Source organism: Streptomyces sp. NPDC006208 (genome assembly GCF_040613775.1).
GTDB lineage: Bacteria > Actinomycetota > Actinomycetes > Streptomycetales > Streptomycetaceae > Streptomyces.
On the sequence record NZ_JBEXSW010000065.1, the window covers coordinates 1 to 17,362 of the forward strand.

The 17,362-nt window shown below is 70.6% G+C and carries 15 protein-coding genes; 10 read left to right on the forward strand and 5 right to left on the reverse strand.

The features are described 5' to 3' along the window. Window positions 1–381: 381 nt before the first annotated feature. A complete protein-coding gene (locus ABZ208_RS35110; RefSeq protein ID WP_356913523.1) occupies window positions 382–1,101 on the forward strand; it encodes an RNA polymerase sigma factor in 720 nt (239 codons plus the stop codon). Further along, window positions 1,101–2,135, forward strand: a complete 1,035-nt coding sequence (locus tag ABZ208_RS35115) for a hypothetical protein (RefSeq protein ID WP_356913493.1) — start codon at window positions 1,101–1,103, stop codon at window positions 2,133–2,135. Before ABZ208_RS35110 ends, ABZ208_RS35115 begins: the two co-directional genes overlap by 1 nt. Window positions 2,136–2,362: 227 nt before the next feature. Here the strand turns inward: ABZ208_RS35115 and ABZ208_RS35120 are convergent, their stop codons facing one another. Then, complete coding sequence (locus ABZ208_RS35120; RefSeq protein ID WP_356913494.1) at window positions 2,363–3,220, reverse strand: L,D-transpeptidase family protein; 858 nt, start codon at window positions 3,218–3,220, stop codon at window positions 2,363–2,365. Window positions 3,221–3,461: 241 nt separating this feature from the next. Here ABZ208_RS35120 and ABZ208_RS35125 point away from each other — a divergent pair, with 241 nt between their 5' ends. Together ABZ208_RS35125 and leuE are read left to right on the forward strand one after the other, a co-directional pair. Next, window positions 3,462–5,042, forward strand: coding sequence for a methylmalonyl-CoA mutase family protein (locus ABZ208_RS35125; RefSeq protein ID WP_356913495.1), 1,581 nt, complete (start codon window positions 3,462–3,464; stop codon window positions 5,040–5,042). A 63-nt stretch (window positions 5,043–5,105) separates the two neighbouring features. After that, window positions 5,106–5,762, forward strand: a complete 657-nt coding sequence (leuE, locus tag ABZ208_RS35130) for a leucine efflux protein LeuE (protein ID WP_356913496.1) — start codon at window positions 5,106–5,108, stop codon at window positions 5,760–5,762. On the opposite strand, the gene ABZ208_RS35135 is transcribed toward leuE, so the two are convergent. Beyond that, window positions 5,749–7,155, reverse strand: a complete 1,407-nt coding sequence (locus tag ABZ208_RS35135) for an FAD-dependent monooxygenase (RefSeq protein ID WP_356913497.1) — start codon at window positions 7,153–7,155, stop codon at window positions 5,749–5,751. The genes leuE and ABZ208_RS35135 overlap by 14 nt on opposite strands. A 37-nt stretch (window positions 7,156–7,192) precedes the next feature. Between ABZ208_RS35135 and ABZ208_RS35140 the strand changes: the two genes are divergently transcribed. Then, on the forward strand, window positions 7,193–7,837 hold the full coding sequence (locus ABZ208_RS35140; protein ID WP_356913498.1) for a TetR/AcrR family transcriptional regulator C-terminal domain-containing protein: 645 nt from the start codon (window positions 7,193–7,195) through the stop codon (window positions 7,835–7,837). Between the two features lie 167 nt (window positions 7,838–8,004). Here ABZ208_RS35140 and ABZ208_RS35145 read toward each other — a convergent pair whose 3' ends face one another. Both ABZ208_RS35145 and ABZ208_RS35150 read right to left on the reverse strand, forming a co-directional pair. Continuing rightward, window positions 8,005–9,345, reverse strand: a complete 1,341-nt coding sequence (locus ABZ208_RS35145; protein ID WP_356913499.1) for an alpha-2,8-polysialyltransferase family protein — start codon at window positions 9,343–9,345, stop codon at window positions 8,005–8,007. Continuing rightward, window positions 9,345–10,322, reverse strand: coding sequence for a glycosyltransferase family 2 protein (locus ABZ208_RS35150; protein ID WP_356913500.1), 978 nt, complete (start codon window positions 10,320–10,322; stop codon window positions 9,345–9,347). The genes ABZ208_RS35145 and ABZ208_RS35150 overlap by 1 nt, the downstream gene beginning before the upstream one ends. A 188-nt stretch (window positions 10,323–10,510) precedes the next feature. Here ABZ208_RS35150 and ABZ208_RS35155 point away from each other — a divergent pair, with 188 nt between their 5' ends. From ABZ208_RS35155 to ABZ208_RS35175, 5 genes are all read left to right on the forward strand, one after another. Further along, window positions 10,511–11,824, forward strand: a complete 1,314-nt coding sequence (locus ABZ208_RS35155; RefSeq protein WP_356913501.1) for a DUF6716 putative glycosyltransferase — start codon at window positions 10,511–10,513, stop codon at window positions 11,822–11,824. A gap of 83 nt (window positions 11,825–11,907) precedes the next feature. Next, window positions 11,908–13,188 carry an acylneuraminate cytidylyltransferase gene (locus tag ABZ208_RS35160; protein ID WP_356913502.1) on the forward strand — a complete coding sequence of 427 codons (1,281 nt, stop codon included), beginning with the start codon at window positions 11,908–11,910 and terminating at the stop codon, window positions 13,186–13,188. Between the two features lie 13 nt (window positions 13,189–13,201). Further along, entirely contained in the window at window positions 13,202–14,125 is a 924-nt protein-coding gene (locus ABZ208_RS35165; protein ID WP_356913503.1) for an N-acetylneuraminate synthase family protein, read from the forward strand. A 50-nt stretch (window positions 14,126–14,175) separates the two neighbouring features. Continuing rightward, the gene (locus tag ABZ208_RS35170; protein WP_356913504.1) at window positions 14,176–15,237 is read left to right on the forward strand and encodes a hypothetical protein; all 1,062 of its coding nucleotides are present in this window, start codon (window positions 14,176–14,178) and stop codon (window positions 15,235–15,237) included. A gap of 183 nt (window positions 15,238–15,420) precedes the next feature. Further along, on the forward strand, window positions 15,421–16,665 hold the full coding sequence (locus tag ABZ208_RS35175; protein WP_356913524.1) for an amidohydrolase: 1,245 nt from the start codon (window positions 15,421–15,423) through the stop codon (window positions 16,663–16,665). Between the two features lie 161 nt (window positions 16,666–16,826). Here the strand turns inward: ABZ208_RS35175 and ABZ208_RS35180 are convergent, their stop codons facing one another. Next, on the reverse strand, window positions 16,827–17,156 hold the full coding sequence (locus ABZ208_RS35180) for a hypothetical protein (RefSeq protein WP_356913505.1): 330 nt from the start codon (window positions 17,154–17,156) through the stop codon (window positions 16,827–16,829). Window positions 17,157–17,362: the final 206 nt, after the last annotated feature.

The following is a 17,362-nucleotide window of genomic DNA, read 5'->3' on the forward strand; positions in this document are numbered from 1 at the left end:
GGGGGGGGGGCGGGCGCGGGCGGGGGCGGGGCGGGCGCCGCGGGCGGCGGCGGGGGGGGGGCCCCCCGCCCGCAACACTCCCCCCCGCGCCCCGGCGGCGGGGCCCCCCCTTCTCTTTTCCCGCGTTTTTCGCAAAGGACGACCGGGGCCGCCACCCCCCACAGGAGAGGCCCCGGTCGTCGTTCTTGGGAGGCGCCGTAGCGCCCCGTACTAGTCTCTGCGCCGAGCGTGCTGTTTCTGTCACACCGCGCGCTTGGTCGCAAACTTGTTGCAAGTTGTACAAGGCATGGACGTGGAGCCGTACGAGGACGTAGCGTGCTGATTCGCGCAGGGTGGCGCGGCAGTGGTGACCAGCTGCACGTTCGGAAACAGGTAGAGGTAGTGCTGGGGGACGACGCGGAGCTGACCGCCGCTGTACTCGCCGCGCAGGACGGGGACGAGCATTCCTTCCGTGCTGTGTACCGCGCGGTGCATCCGCGGCTGATCGGCTATGTGCGCACTCTCGTCGGCGAGGCCGACGCGGAGGATGTTGCTTCCGAGGCCTGGCTGCAGATAGCCCGCGACCTCGACCGGTTCAGCGGTGACGCCGACCGGTTCCGGGGCTGGGCCGCCCGGATCGCCCGCAACCGTGCGCTGGATCACATACGGATGCGGGGGCGCCGGCCCGCCATCGGCGGGGACGAGACCGAGCTGACGGGCAAGCCCGCCGATTGCGACACCGCCGTCGAGGCCATGGAGTCGATATCCACGGGAAGCACCATGGCGCTCATCGCGCAGCTGCCGCAGGACCAGGCCGAAGCGGTCGTCCTGCGGGTCGTGGTCGGCCTCGACGCGAAGAGCGCCGCCAAGACACTGGGCAAGCGTCCCGGCGCCGTACGCACCGCGGCCCACCGTGGACTGAAGCGGCTGGCCGAACTGCTCGGCGCGGACGGTGCGGTGGACGCGGCCGGAGCTGACGACCCCGGCCACATACCCGGGAACGCAGCCGCGGAATCCCCGCCCGACCTCAATGGACTGCCTCTGCAGCGCCGCCATCGGCCCGCCGCCTCGGCGCCCGCCGGTGTGACGCAATCACGCCTGCGGACGCAGAAGGACATGTGATGGCCGACGAGCGGTACGAGTGGCTTGACAGGGACGCGGCGGAACGATTGTTGCGCGGTGAACCGGTCGTGGCCACAGACGAACGTGCCCGCGTTCAGGCCGCACGTCTTTCCGAGACCCTGAACAGCGCCCGGAGCGGCGCGTACCGGCACGAGGACGGAGAACTGCCCGGCGAGGCGGCGGCGATGGCCGCGTACCGCAAGGTCCGGGCCGAAGCGGCCGACGCCGCGGGCCCCGTCGGCGACAGCCTCGGCGCGGTACGCGTCGTCCGTCGTGGCAGCCCGTCCAAGGCCGCGCGCACCGTCCGCCCCGTACGGTTCGGCATCGCCGCGGCGGTGGCCGGGTGCGCTCTCGGAGGCGTGGCGGTCGCCGCGGGCGCCGGCGTGCTGCCCGCGCCCTTCGGCGGCCACGACAATCCGCTGCCCGCGTCGTCGGTCTCCGCGGCCGCGACGCCCAGACCGCTCGTCACGGAACCACCCACAGGCCCAGGGCCCTCCACCCCTGCGCAACCACCGGGCGGCCTCACCACGTCGCCGGCGCCGACCCCGGCCGACGGGGGGAGCCCGACGCCGGGCCAGGAGACCACGCGCACCCCGGACGGACAGCCGTCCGACGGTGCGGGGCAGAAGCGGCCCGGCAAGGACTACGACGGCAAGGGCGGCGAGCTGTACCGCAGGTCCGTCAAGGCCTGCGAGGACTACCGCAGCGGCCGAATCGACTGGGAGCGCAAGCGTCGTCTGGAAGACGCGGCCAAGGGTGCCGAGCGCGTGGAGCGTTTCTGCGACAGGCTGCTCGCCGGCGACAGCGCCGGCACCGACTCAGGCAACGTCACGGGCGGCGACGACTGGGACTCCGGCAGCGGCGATTCGAACGGATCGGACTCCGACGACAGGGACTCCGACCAGGCGTTTGTCGGTGGCTCTGCCGCCGACCCGCTCGTAGCGGCCGTCTCCCGTTCGTCCCGCGAGAACGCCTCCGTGGCTGTGCCGAGCCTGCCGACGGCCCCGCTCGCCCCTCTGTGGCGCCTGGTCTGACCTGCGATTTTCTTCGCTGCGCCGTCAGGTGTGACGTTTTTCGAGGCTACGGCGCAGTAGAGAGTGAGCCGACTGGTCATCGGCGGCGCCTGAGCCGGGGTTCCCCCCGTACCTACGGCTCGGTGCAAATGGCGCGGGCGGGACACGTTCCCCCGGTCCCGCCCGCGCCCCTGATCCTGGACCGCATCCCCGGTCCGTCACCAGTGGGTCCTTCCCCAGCAGATGCGTCACCAGTAGATGACGACCCTGTCGCCCGTCCGCACCTGGTCGAAGAGCGCGGCGACCTTCCCCTTGTCCCGGACATTGACGCAGCCGTGCGAAGCGCCGTTGTAGCCGCGTGCCGCGAAGTCGGACGAGTAGTGCACCGCCTGGCCACCGCTGAAGAACATCGCGTACGGCATGGGGGTGTGGTACAGCGTCGAGACATGGTCCCGGGACTTCCAGCCCACGTTGAACTGCCCCTCGCGGGTCGGCGTGTACTGCGAGCCGAAGCGCACGTCCATCGTCGAGAGCACCTTGCCGTCGACCATCCAGGACAGGGTGCGGGTGGTCTTGCTGATGCACAGCACCCGGCCGGTCATACAGCGCGGGTCCGGCTTCGCCTTCGGCTTCTCGACCGTCGTGCCGTCGAGCTCGGCACGCGTCGGCTTCGTGGTCATGCCGAGAAGCTTCTGCCAGGTCACGGTGTCCGTGGTGCCGGTGGTGGGCAGACCGCGCTTGCCCTGGAAGCCCTTGACGGCGCTGGTGGTGACCGGCCCGTAGGAACCGGTCGGCTTGTCGTCGAACCAGCCGATCTGCGCCAGCCGTGCCTGGAGCTCCTTCACCTGGTCGCCCTTCGCGCCCGGTGCCATCACGGTCTCGGGCGCGGGCGTCGATGCGGACGCGCTCGGCGACGGCGACTGCGTGGTCTCGTCCGGCTCGGATGCCGACGGCGTCGGCTTCTTCGACACGGGCGCTGTGCTCGGTTTGTCGTCGCCGCCCGCCGGGCCGGTCGCGGCCTGCGCGGAGCAGCCGGCCACCGTGGCCGTCACGGCCAGTGCGGCCGCCGCGGCGAGTGTTCTGAGCGCAACGTTCTTCCTGAGCATGGTCGTCCCCCTGAAAGGCATGTGTGCCTGATGAGACAGGTTCCTTGCGGGCCCGGTTGCGTAATCGCGCGCATCATGGGGGTAACAGTTGGGAGACGGCGCCGACACGGACCGGGCGGCAGCAGGGGCACGGCTGTGAGCAAGCTCCCGGCAAGGGGCTCTTCACTCGCCACATGCCCGTCGCTGGAGTCCGTCGCCACGTTCGTCACCGGCAAGTAGCTCCAGCGGGAGGCACAGTCACATGACGCGCGAGTCCGAATCGGGACTGCCGATCGAGCCGGTCTACGGGCCCGAGACCCTGGAGGACTGGGATCCGGCCCAGAAGCTGGGCGAGCCCGGTGCGTACCCCTTCACGCGTGGTGTCTACCCGTCGATGTACACCGGCCGCCCCTGGACCATGCGGCAGTACGCGGGCTTCGGCACCGCCGTCGAGTCCAACGCCCGCTACAAGCAGCTGATCGCCAACGGCACCATGGGCCTGTCCGTCGCCTTCGACCTGCCCACCCAGATGGGACACGACTCCGACGCACCGATCGCGCACGGCGAGGTCGGCAAGGTGGGCGTGGCGATCGACTCGATCGACGACATGCGGGTGCTGTTCGGCGGAATCCCACTGGACAAGGTGTCCACGTCGATGACGATCAACGCCCCGGCAGCCCTGCTCCTGCTGCTCTACCAGTTGGTCGGGGAGGAGCAGGGCGTCCCGGCGGACCGGCTGACCGGCACGATCCAGAACGATGTCCTCAAGGAGTACATCGCCCGCGGCACGTACATCTTTCCGCCCAAGCCCTCGCTGCGGCTGATCGCCGACATCTTCAAGTACTGCAAGGCCGAGATCCCGAAGTGGAACACCATCTCGATCTCCGGCTACCACATGGCCGAAGCGGGCGCCTCGCCCGCGCAGGAGATCGCCTTCACCCTCGCCGACGGTATCGAGTACGTCCGCACGGCCGTGGCGGCCGGTATGGACGTCGACGACTTCGCACCGCGTCTGTCCTTCTTCTTCGTCTCCCGCACCACGATCCTCGAGGAGGTCGCCAAGTTCCGGGCCGCCCGCCGGATCTGGGCCAGGGTGATGAAGGAGGAGTTCGGCGCCAGGGACCCCAAGTCGCTGATGCTGCGCTTCCACACCCAGACGGCCGGGGTGCAGCTGACCGCACAGCAGCCCGAGGTGAACCTCGTCCGCGTCGCCGTCCAGGGCCTCGCGGCCGTCCTCGGCGGCACCCAGTCCCTGCACACCAACTCCTTCGACGAGGCGATCGCGCTGCCGACCGACAAGTCGGCCCGCCTCGCGCTGCGTACCCAGCAGGTCCTGGCGTACGAGACCGATGTGACGGCCACCGTCGACCCGTTCGCCGGCTCGTACGTCGTCGAGAAGATGACCGACGACGTCGAAGCGGCGGCGCTCGCGCTGATGGAGCGGGTCGAGGACATCGGCGGCGCGGTCGACGCCATCGAGCGCGGCTTCCAGAAGTACGAGATCGAGCGCAGCGCGTACCGCATCGCCCAGGAGACCGACAGCGGCGAGCGGGTCGTCGTCGGCGTCAACCGTTTCACCCTGGACGCCGAGGAGCCGTACGAGCCGCTGCGGGTCGACCCCGCGATCGAGGCGCAGCAGGCAGAGCGCCTCGCCAAGCTGCGTGCGGAGCGCGACCAGGCCGCCGTCGACGCGGCGCTCGCGGCGCTGAGGAAGGCGGCCAAGGGGACGGACAACGTCCTCTTTCCCATGAAGGACGCCCTCAAGGCCCGTGCCACCGTCGGCGAGGTGTGCAACGCGCTGCGCGAGGTATGGGGGACGTACGTCCCGAGTGACGTGTTCTGATCGGGTTTCCGCCATCCGGAACGCAGGGGCGGAGTGTCGTACCCGTGTGCGACACTCCGCCTCATGCTGGGTGTCACCGATCTGCCGACCTATCTCGCAGGGCTCGTCCTGATCATTCTCCTTCCGGGGCCGAACTCGCTGTACGTGCTCTCGGTCGCCGCGCGACGCGGCGTGCGCACGGGGTACCGGGCGGCCGCGGGTGTGTGGTGCGGTGACACCGTTCTGATGGTGCTGTCCGCGGCGGGCGTCGCCTCGCTGCTGCAGGCCAATGACCTGCTCTTCGGGATCGTGAAGTTCGCCGGCGCCGGCTATCTGACCTGGCTGGCGGTCGGGATGCTGCGGGCTGCCTGGTCGATGTGGCGGACCCGGCACGAGCGGATCTCCGCGGACGTGTCGGCGGCGGAGGAGAGCCCGGCCGCCGAGCGGCCGTTCCGGCGTGCCTTTGTGGTCAGCCTCTTCAACCCCAAGGCGATCCTCTTCTTCGTCGCCTTCTTCGTGCAGTTCGTGGATCCGGGTTATGCCTACCCGGCACTTTCCTTCCTGGTCCTCGGCTCCCTCGCCCAGCTGGCGAGTTTCCTCTACCTCACCCTCCTGATCTTCACGGGTACGCATCTGGCGTCCGCGTTCCGTCGCCGCAAGCGGCTGTCGGCCGGGGCCACGTCCGCCGCGGGCGCGCTGTTCCTCGGCTTTGCGGTGAAGCTGTCGCTCACCAGCGCGTGACGTTCGCGAGGTAGTCGCCGAGCCCTGCCGCGTCCTCGCCCGCCCAGCCGACATAGCCGTCGGGGCGGACGAGGAAAAGGCCTTTGCCGTACACCTCGTACGGCTCGGTCCGGTGGATGTGCACCGGACCGGGCAGCGGCGGCAGCTCCGCGTCCGTACCCACCGCGAGCAGCGTGAAGTGCGGCCCGCGGAAGACGTCGAAGAGCCGGGAGCCGTCCGCGAGGAGGCCGTCCGGGGCGCGGTCGCCCGCCGTGAGAGCGCCCGCGGAGCCGGTGGCGAGCGGGCCGCCGCGGTAGCCGAGCCCGAGCTGACGGGTTGTGCTGCCGCGCTTCGCCTCGCCCCGGTGGATGCGCGAGGACAGGCCGAGCATGTCCGCCGCGATGGGCCTGCGTTCCTCCTCGTAGGTGTCGAGCAGTGCGGGCGGTGCGCCCTCGCGCAGCACCTGGCCGAGCTTCCAGCCCAGGTTGTAGGCGTCCTGGACGCTGGTGTTGAGGCCCTGGCCGCCGGCGGGGGAGTGGATGTGGGCGGCGTCTCCGGCCAGGAAGATCCGGCCGTCGCGGAAACGCTCGGCGAGGGCCACCCGCGGACGGAAGTCCGATGCCCAGCGCACTTCGGTGACCTGGTCCGCCGTCAGATGGGTGCGCTCGGCGACCAGGGCGCGTACCGACTCCGCAGAGATGTCCGGGGTGCCCGTGACGAACTGCGCGACGAGCTGGAAGTCCTCGGTGCCGGGCAGCGGGCAGATCGCCGTATAGCCGCCGTCCCCGCCGAACATGTGCCAGTTGTCCCGGTCGAGATCCGGTATGCGGACGTCCGCGACCAGTATCGGCGAGGGGTCGATGCTCTCGCCGTCCATGTCGATGCCGAGGGCCGTGCGTACCGTGCTGCGACCTCCGTCCGCGGCGACGGCGTACCGCGCGCGGACGGCCGTGCCGGACCGCTGCCACGCCGTGACTCCGTCGACGTCCTGAGCGATCGCGGTGACCTCCTGGCCGAAGGCCACATCGCCGCCGAGCTGGCGAAGCCGGGCGAGCAGGATCTCCTGGGTGCGCCACTGCGGCAGCAGCCAGGGTTCGCCGTACGGCTCGGCGTCCGTCGGCTCGGCCCGGTCGAACATGTCGTGCTCGTCGAGCCGCTCGCCGTCCTTCCAGATCAGGCCCAGCGGCGCGCGTCCGCCCGCCGCGAGGACCGGGCCGACCACCCCGAGGTCGTCGAAGACCTCCATCGTGCGGGGCTGGAGCCCCTTGCCCCGTGAGCCGGGGAACAGGCCGTCCGCCTTCTCGACGACGAGCGCGCCGACGCCGCGGCGGGCGAGGTCGACGGCGAGGGCGAGGCCGGTGGGGCCGGCGCCGACGATGAGGACGTCCGTTTCCTTAACGCTGTTAAGTTCCATGTCGGCAGTGTGTCCTTAACGGCGTTAAACTGTCAACGTGGGAGCCACCAAGATCGACCGTGCCCGCGTCGCCGACGCCGCGCTGCGCCTGCTGAACGAAGTGGGCCTGGAGGGGCTGACGCTGCGCGCCATCGCCAAGGAGTTGGACGTCAAGGCGCCCGCCCTGTACTGGCACTTCAAGGACAAGCAGGCGCTGCTCGACGAGATGGCGACGGAGATGCTCCGGCGGATGTCCGCCGAGATGACCGAGTCGCTGTCGGAGGACTGGCGTGAGAGCCTCACCTCGGCGATGCGCGGACTGCGCTCGCATCTGCTGCGCTACCGCGACGGAGCGAAGGTTTACAGCGGTACCCATTTCACCGACGTGAGTTACGCGGCGCCCCTGGAGGCGCATCTCCGGGCCCTGACCGAGGCGGGCTTCACACCGGCAGCCGCCGCGCGGGCGTGGTTCACCGCGTACAGCTACACGATCGGCTATGTGATCGAGGAACAGGCGATGGGCGCGGGCCCGGTCAATGGGCCCGAAGGCTATGACCTGGAAGCCCGCGCCGAACGTCTCGCCGGCCATCCGCTCGCCGTGGACGCCGGTCTCGAGATCTTCGCCCACCACGACGAGGGCTTCGAGGCGGGGCTGGCAGCGGTGGTGGCGGGGGTGGGGGCGGTGTTGGGGCCGCAGGCGTGAAGGTTCTCCGGCTGTGATGTCCGGACCGGTGTCCTTCCCGACGGGTGTGTGCGGCACCGGCGGAGCGCGGGGTGCAGACGGAGCCCGGATACGGAAAGGGGCGGGGTCGGGGAACAACCCCGACCCCGCCCCGTGCCAGAAGCCGAAGCCCGGAAGCGGCCCGGCCCTCAGCCCAGCGCCGCCCGCTTCAGGCGGCGTGCCCTGCGCACCACGCGGCGGACCGCCGCATTGCGCGGGACGGGGAGGCCGCCCGGCAGGCCCAGCACCGTCAGCCGGCGGCGCTTGAAGTAGCGCCACACACCCGCGTCCCCGCCTCTGCTGAGGAAACGCTCCGCCGCGGGCCGCAGATCCGGCCGCAGCTGCGGCTGCATCGCGAAGCCCACCGCGCTGAGCAGCCCCGTGAGCCGCTCGCCCGCCTCCGCCGGTGCACCCGCGTCGCCCGCCGCCAGGTCCGGCACCAGCGCGTCGACGATCGTCAGCGGCACCCGGTTGCTGTTCTGGTACGGCGTGAGCCGGTCCAGCAGCGGCTCCGTGCCGATCCGGGCGACCGGAATGCCGTAGAACGTGCTCGCCGTGAACAGCGCGGTCGAGAAGCAGCCTGCCACCAGGGCCGGACGCAGCTGCCGGTAGAGCACCTCGGCCAGCAACGGCCGTTCCAGGACGGTCAGTTCGATGTCCAGTGCAGCCGCCTCGCGCTCCAGCGTGCGCGTCCAGGAGGCCGGAGCGGTCGGGTGCGGCTTGAAGACGATCCGACGGTGGCCGAGGGCGGCCGCGCCCTTGACCATACGGACGTGGAGCGCCTCTTCCTCCTCGGGCGTGATGATGCCGAGGGCCGCGAGGTACTGGCCGAGCAGCAGCGCCGGCCCTTCGCCGGCACCTGTGGCACCCGCGACGGACCCGTCCGCCGCGTCCTGCACGGCGTCGGAGAGCTCGTCGATGATCTTGACGAAGGCCTCGGCAGGGATGATCTGCGGCTGTGCCCCGAACTCCGCGAGCAGCAGCGGCTGCAGACCCGGCACCAGATCGAGATGGAACAGCCGGCGCACCCGCTCACCGACCAGCGGGTCGATCTTGCTGCGGGTGGGGCCGTAGCTCATCAACCCGTCCGCATACACGTCGAGCGCCGCCTCGGGGAAGAGCTGGGCGATCGCCAGGGCGGGGTTGACCTGGATGGACTCGACCGCAAGCTCGATCCGGTCGTCGCCGAGGTCCCACAGCTGCCGCAGATACCGCTCCCACAGCGGGATGTCGTCACCGCGCGGCGCCCAACCGCCGGGGTGGAAGGGCGCGATGGTCTCGTTCCAGGAGAGCACACCGTCGAAGCGGTCGCGCAGCGCCCGGAAGCCGGGCATCTTGTCGAGGGAGAGCGTGGTCTCGGGCGTCGTCGCGTTGTTGGCGACCAGCAGCAGCCGCCGGTCCGCGGGTCCGAAGCAGCCGCTGTCGATCGCGGCGGCCAGCGTGGCCGCCCCGTAGAGCGAAGAGGCGTAGAAGATCTGGGTGGTACGCATCAGGCCGCGGCCTCCACGGAGACGGGGCGGCGGCGCACCCGGCGCAGCCTGGACGCCCGCTCGATGTCCATCGAGTCGAGTGCGTCCTTGAGGATGTCCTGCGGCATACGCTTCAGAGCGGCCGCGCTCATTGAACGCAGTTTCCTTGCCACAGCAGGCTCGAACCTCTCGATCGATCCCAGGTGGTGGGAGATGACGGCACAGTATGTACGTACGGCTTTTGGAAGCAGCCGGTCGGCATCCGCGTCTTTCGCCGTTTCTTCGAGCACCTGGTCGAATGCCTTGATGAAATCGAGCTGCCGGATGTCGCCGATCTGCGTCAGCGACGAGGCGACCCCGCGCCGGTAGAAGATGCTCAACTGGCTGATCGCGGCGAATGATTCCGCCTCGCGGTGCAGCCGCCAGATCCAGGGCCGGTCCTCGGCGGTGCGCAGCCCGTGGGTGAAGTGCAGCAGACCCCGGTCGAGCAGCCGGCGGTGGTACATCCCGGCCCAGGCGAAGGGGTAGTCGACGCCCGTGGAACGGTCGGCGGGCAGGATCGCGTCGCGGGGCCGCAGCACCTCACCGCGCCGGCCGACCGGTACCCGGTGCACCTTGCGCTCGCGGGCCGTGCACTGCACATGGTCCGTGCGCACGAAGTCGACGCCGAGATCCTCCATGGCGCCGAGCAGCTGCGCGAAGTGCCCGGGTGCGAGCCAGTCGTCGCCGTCGAGGAACGTCAGGTATTCACCGCGGGCGGCGTCCAGGCCGGTGTTGCGCGCGGTGGCCAGCCCGCCGTTCTGTTCATGTCTGATCAGGACGGCACCCGGTACCTCGCGTTCCGCGCGCTCGAGGATCTCCGGTGTGCCGTCCGTCGAGCAGTCGTCGACAAGAAGGAACTCGAAGTCCTCGCGGGCGTTCGCCTGCAGGCTCTTGAGGGTGTCCGGGGCGTATGTCTGCACGTTGAAGAACGGCACGATGACGGAGAGCTTGACCACCCGCGTGAGGCTAGGTTGCCCACCCGGCATTCGCATTGACTGCTGGAAGGATGACAGGTGAACGCAGGGCGTCGACTTTGTTAACCCGCCCGTTTCCCGGCCCATTACCCCGTCCGTAGACGTTCTGTTAACCCGCTGTTGCAGTTGAGTTGGGCCGTGAAACGAAATGCCTTCCTAACGTCCTCGACGTGCCAACAAGTACCAGCGAGGCCGTACGGGTTGCCGTACTCGCCGACTCCGACACCCGGTGGAAATGGGGTGCGCTCACCGCGCGCCGTATCGCACCGAGCACCTCCATAGAGCTGAGCGGCTTTCTGCTGCGCGGCCGGGCCACTCCCACGGCCCGCCAGCTCGCGGAGGTGGGGGTACGCGCCGACGAACTGCGCGAGGTGACGGGGAACGAGTTCCTGCGCACGATGAAGGACGAGCCGTACGACGTGGTCGTGCTCGCCCTCGTCGGCGGCGGCGTACAGGCCATGCTGCACGGACTGGCCGCCCTCGCCCTGTCCCGCCGGCCCGTGATCGTCACCGGCTATGTCGGCGTCGTGTACGAGAAGCTCGCCGACGGCCTGCTGCTGCGCCACGGCGCGGATGTCGTCCTCGCCAACTCCCGGCACGACGCGGACCGCTTCCGCGCCGTGTACGAAGGGGTCGGCGCCGACGCATCGGCGGTCACCGAGGCCGCGCTGCCGTTCCTGGGCGGAGCGCCGTACGAGCCGAAGGACGACCGCGACACCGTCGTGTTCGCCGCTCAGCCGTCCGTGCCCGCCTCCCGGGCCGACCGCGCCTATCTGCTGCGCCGGCTCGTCGAGCACGCCAGGCTCCACCCGAAGCGCGAGGTGCTGCTCAAGCTCCGCTCCAAGCCGGGCGAGCACACCACCCACATCGAGGAGCTCCCCTACCAGAAGCTCGCCGAGAAGCTGCCCGGCGGACTGCCGCCGAACTTCTCCCTGGTCTACGGGCACATGAGCGACGTCCTCGACCGCACCGACCTGCTGGTGACCATCTCCTCGACCGCCGCCCTCGAGTCCCTGCACCGGCGCATACCGACCGCGATCCTCACCGATCTCGGCGTGCGTGAGGCGCTCGGCAACCACCACTTCCTCGGCTCGGGCCTGATGGCCTCCTGGGACCAGCTCGACGGCGGGCACCGGCCCGCGCCGGACGCCGAGTGGCTGTCCCGGCAGGGCGTCGCCGCCGACGGCTCGTACGACGGCGCGTTCGACGAGGCCCGCAAGCGGGTCGCACGACTGCTGCTCGCGCCCGGCCTGCCGCCGCTCGCCCCGTACTACACCCCCGCCACCGCCCCCGGATATCTGCCGGGCATCCTCGCCCGCCACCACCTCGCCCCCGACGGCACACCGCTGCCGGGTACCGCGAAGTCCGAGGTCAGCGGCGTACGGCGGGTGATGCGCGACGCGGTCAGGGAGGCGGCGCGCGGCGCGTACCGCCACGGCGTGCAGCGCGTCGCACCCGTCATCCGCCGGATGGGCCAGCTGTGATCCCCGCCCCCAAGAACCCCGGCCCGGCGGCCGCCCGCACGGACGGCGCCCGAGCCCCGCACGCCCCGTACTCAGGAGCACCGATGACCGTACTCGCCGTGATCCCCGCCCGTGGCGGGTCCAAGGGCGTCCCGGCCAAGAACCTCGCCCCCGTGGGCGGTGTGCCGCTCGTGGCGCGAGCCGTCCACGCCTGCCTCGACGCGCCGCTGGTCACGCATGTCGTGGTCTCCACCGACGACGAGGACATCGCGGCCGCCGCGCGCAGCGCCGGCGCCGAAGTGGTGCTGCGCCCGGCCGCCATCGCCGGGGACACCGCCACCAGCGAGTCCGCCGTGCTGCACGCCATGGACGCCCACGAGGCGATGCACGGCGCACCCGTCGACGTGGTGCTGCTCGTGCAGTGCACCAGCCCCTTCGTGTCCCGCGAGGACGTCGACGGCGTCGCCCGCGCGGTCGTCGAGGACGGCGCGGACAGCGCGGTCACCGTCGCGCCCTTCCACGGCTTCGTCTGGCGTGAGAGCGACACCAGCGCCGCCGCGGCCGGTGAGAGCGCGCAGCGCGCGGCAGGTTCCACCGCCGTGCTCGTCGACACCGCCACCACGGCCGGCTCCGGATACGGCGTCAACCACGACTCGTCCTTCCGGCCGCGCCGCCAGGACCGCCCGCAGGACTTCCTCGAGACCGGCGCCGCCTACGCCATGGCCGCGGCCGGGTTCCGCGAGGCGGGCCACCGCTTCTTCGGCCGCACCGCGCTGGTACGGACCGACCCCGCACGTGTCCTGGAGGTCGACGACCCGCACGACCTGGCCCGCGCCCGGGCGCTCGCACCGCTGCTCGACGAGCGCGCGCTGCCCGCCCGCGAGGACATCGACGCCGTCGTGCTCGACTTCGACGGCACCCAGACCGACGACCGGGTGCTCATCGACGCCGACGGCCGCGAGATCGTCTCCGTCCACCGCGGTGACGGCCTCGGCGTGGCCCATCTGCGCAAGGCCGGACTGGAACTGCTGATCCTGTCCACCGAGCAGAACCCGGTCGTCGCCGCCCGGGCGCGCAAGCTCAAGGTCCCCGTCCTGCACGGCATCGACCGCAAGGACCTCGCCCTCGCGCAGTGGTGCGAGGAGCACGGGATCGCCCCCGGGCGCGTGCTCTACGTCGGCAACGACGTCAACGACCTGCCGTGCTTCCACCTCGTCGGATGGCCCGTGGCCGTGGCGAGTGCGCACGACTCCGTACGGGCCGCCGCGCGTGCAGTCACTGCCACGCCCGGTGGAGAGGGGGCGATCCGCGAGATCGCCGCCTGGCTCCTCGGCCCGACGCTCAACCACACCCCTGAAACCACCCCCCTGTCCCCCGAGAAGTAAGGAACCACCCCCCATGAGCAACTCCCGTCTGCGCGCCCTCGGCACCAAGACCGCCGGCCCCGGCCACCCCGTCTACGTCGTCGGCGAGATCGGCATCAACCACAACGGCGAACTGGAGAACGCGTTCAAGCTGATCGACGCCGCCGCCGAGGCCGGCTGCGACGCCGTCAAGTTCCAGAAGCGCACCCCCGAGATCTGCACCCCGCGTGACCAGTGGGACATCGAGCGCGACACCCCCTGGGGCCGGATGACGTACATCGACTACCGTCACCGCGTCGAGTTCGGTGAGGACGAGTACCGCGCCATCGACGAGCACTGCAAGGAGCGCGGCATCGACTGGTTCGCCTCCCCGTGGGACACCGAGGCCGTCGCCTTCCTGGAGAAGTTCGACGTCCCCGCCCACAAGGTGGCCTCCGCCTCCCTCACCGACGACGAGCTGCTGCGCGCCCTGCGCGCCACCGGCAAGACGGTGATCCTCTCCACCGGCATGTCGACCCCGAAGCAGATCCGCCACGCCGTCGAGGTCCTGGGCAGCGACAACATCCTGCTCTGCCACGCCACCTCCACCTACCCGGCGAAGGCCGAGGAGCTCAACCTTCGCGTGATCAACACGCTGCAGGGCGAGTACCCGAACGTCCCGATCGGCTACTCCGGCCACGAGACGGGTCTGCAGACCACGCTGGCCGCGGTCGCGCTGGGCGCCACCTTCGTGGAGCGCCACATCACCCTCGACCGCGCGATGTGGGGCTCCGACCAGGCCGCCTCCGTCGAGCCGGGCGGCCTCACGCGCCTGGTCCGCGACATCCGCACCATCGAGACCGCGCTCGGTGACGGCGTCAAGAAGGTCTACGACTCCGAGCTCGCCCCGATGAAGAAGCTGCGCCGCGTCGCAGGCGTGGTCGCCGAGGCGGGCGACCGTGAGCCGGCCGCGGTCTGACAACCCTTCCACCGTGCTGCACGCGACCTGCGTCACGAGGTGAGCCCCCAGTGAACCTGGCCTTTGTCGAAAGTCCGGTCCAGCTCCTGAACGTCCTGGAGTGGGCCCACACGCAGGCAGGTACGTCACAGCCCGGTGATCACACCGGTCATGGCCGGACGACCGATCTCACGATCGTCGTCCTGTCACCCACCGACCCCATGTCGCGGGGTCAGCTGCGCCGAATGGCGGAGCTGGCCCGCGACGAGGGGTACACGGTCCGCTGGCAGGAGGCGCGCGGCGGGGCGGGTGCGCCGCTGCGGACGGTGCACGAGCTGGGGCCGGTACTCCGCCGCGCCCGGCGCATCGTCATCGGGGACCCGTTCTCCCGGTACGTACAGCTGCTGCTGACCCTGGTCGGCAGCAAGGACCTGACCGTCGTCGACGACGGCACGGCGACCATGGAGTTCGTCGCCCAGGTCGCCCGCGGCGAGCGGCTGGTGCGCTGGCACCGGCGCGGCGGCCGCCGGGGGCCGCGCGAGATGGTGCTGGCGCCGGTCACCTTCCTGGCGCGGCGCAAGCTCAGCCCGACGCGGACCCGGACGGTCGAGGTGTTCACCTCGATGCCGCTCGACCCGCCGCCGGGCATACGTGTCACGGTGAACGACTTCGCCTGGACCCGGGCACGCTTCGGCCCGCCGACGGTCACCCGGGGCGCCGACCTGGTCGGTACGTCCCTGGTGGAGACGGGCGTGGTCGATCTGGAGCAGTACCTGGACGCCGTGGCCACGCTGGCGCGCACGCACGGCGCGACGCGCTACTTCGCGCACCGCAGGGAGAGCTCGGACAAACTGCACCGGCTCGCCGTGCAGACGGGTCTGGAGGTCGTACGCCCGGACCTGCCGCTGGAGCTGATCGCCCGGCGTGGCCCGATAGGCCGAAAGGTGCTCAGTTTCCCCTCGACCGTCGTTCACACGCTGCCCCTGGCACTGGCCGGCACCGGCATCAAGGTGGCGGTGTGCGACATCGCGCCCGAGTGGCTGAGGGACAACGCGTCGCCCCGTGCCCAGGGCTTCCTGGCCGGCGTCACGGGCACGGCCCGTGACGTGCAGCGGCTGCCGTCTCCGGCTTGAAGTTGCCGGGCACGGGCGGAAGCGGAAAGATCGACTCAAGGGGAAGTTGAGTGAGTTTACCCACTTCGGCTGTCGGCCAATCGCCGCGTAGCCAGATTTCTGTCCCCTATGAGGCTGATGTTTTGTTGATCGCACGGTAGTTGGCCCGTCAGGGGGCATACCCTTCACTGGGTGAACCAGTTGATGTCCCGCGAGTCCGAAGAAGCTGAACAGCCCGGCGCAGGCGCACTGCCCGGCACGCTGTCCGAGTCGCTGCGTGCCGAACTGATCGCGTTCCGCCGGGACTTGCACATGCACCCGGAGCTGGGGAACCAGGAGTTCCGTACCACCGCGGCGATCAAGGACCGTCTGGAGAAGGCGGGCCTTAAGCCCCGCGTACTTTCCATCGGCACCGGGCTGATCTGCGACATCGGAACCGGCGGTGAGGACGGCGAGAGCGCCCTGCGCCCGCTGTTCGCGATCCGCGCCGACATCGACGCACTGCCCATCCCCGACACGAAGACCGGGGTTCCCTATCGCTCCACGGTCTCCGACCGGGCGCACGCCTGCGGCCACGACGTCCACACCACGACGGTCCTCGGCGCCGGCCTGGTCCTCGCCGAGCTCGACCGGCAGGGCCTGCTCCCGCAGCCGGTCCGGCTGATCTTCCAGCCGGCCGAGGAAGTGCTGCCGGGCGGCGCGGCCGATGTCATCGGGGACGGTGTGCTCGACGGCGTCAGCAAGATCATCGCGGTGCACTGCGACCCCCGGGTGGACGCGGGATCCGTCGGACTGCGCGTGGGGCCCATCACCTCGGCCTGCGACCGGCTCGAAATCACCCTCGACGGACCCGGCGGCCACACCGCCCGCCCGCATCTGACCACCGACCTGGTGACCGCGGCGGCGAAGATCGTCACCGAGGTCCCCGCGCTGCTGTCCCGTCGCGTCGACGCACGCTCCGGGCTCGCCGTCACCTGGGGCCGTATCGAGGCAGGCCACGCCTGCAACGTCATTCCGCAGCACGCGGAACTCTCCGGCACCGTGCGCTGCCTGGACCTGCCCGGCTGGCGGGCCGCCCCCGACATGGTGCACGCGGCCATCGACGAGATCGCCACCCTGCACCGGGCCAAGTCCCAGATCAACTACATCCGCGGCGTCCCACCGGTGGTCAACGACCCGGTCGTCACCGAACTGCTGCGTGACGCGCAGATCGCACGCCGCGGAGTGTTCGCGATCGAGGACACCGAGCAGAGCCTGGGCGGTGAGGACTTCTCCTGGTACCTGGAGCATGTTCCGGGCGCGATGGCCCGCCTCGGTGTCCACCCGCCCGGTGACAGCGTCCGGCGTGATCTGCACCGCGGCGACTTCGACGTCGACGAGGAGGCGATCACGGTCGGCGTGGAGCTGTTCACCGCCGCGGCACTGCTCGACGCCGGGCGCACGCTCTGAGCAGGCGCTCCCGGGCGGACTGCGCCTGCGGACCCGTAGGGCTCGCGGGTGCAGGCGTCACCGCTCTCGCGAACAGATGGCACAAGGGGCGGCCCACCGTCCGGTGGACCGCCCCTTGCATCAGCTCATCGTCACTGAGGGCTCTGCGCAGGCGCAGGCACTCATCGAACGATCTTGACCGTCGGGCTCACCGCGAAGCCGCTGGAACCGCAGCTGAGGATGGAAGCCTTCTCGGTCGCACCCTTGCGGTAACCGATGTCTCCCCCGTGCGGACCCGTCACCCCGCGGGTGCCCGCACACTTCGCGACCACCTGCCAGTTGCCGGTTCCGCTGCTGCACCAGCCGATGGCCCTGCCGTCGTTCTCGACGTAGGCGCTGCAGCCCGTCGGGTCGCCGATCGCGGCGGACGCCGGCGCGGCGCCTGCCAGCGCCCCGCCGATGGCCAGTCCGAGAGTGGCAACGAGAGCAGCGGTCTTGGTCGTGAGACGCACTTTTCCCCCTGTGTAATTGTTGGTCGGTCAGTCCGTCCGACATCGTTGCCTGGATTTGATCTTGAGGCAATGTGAGGTGGCTCACGGCCGGCGAGGTCGGATCGTGTGCCCCGTGGATTCCGCTCAGTGGCGCAACGGTTGCAGTCAGGTGAGCGAACGCCTCGATCCGATAACGACTGATGAACCTGTCTTTAACTGACATCTAC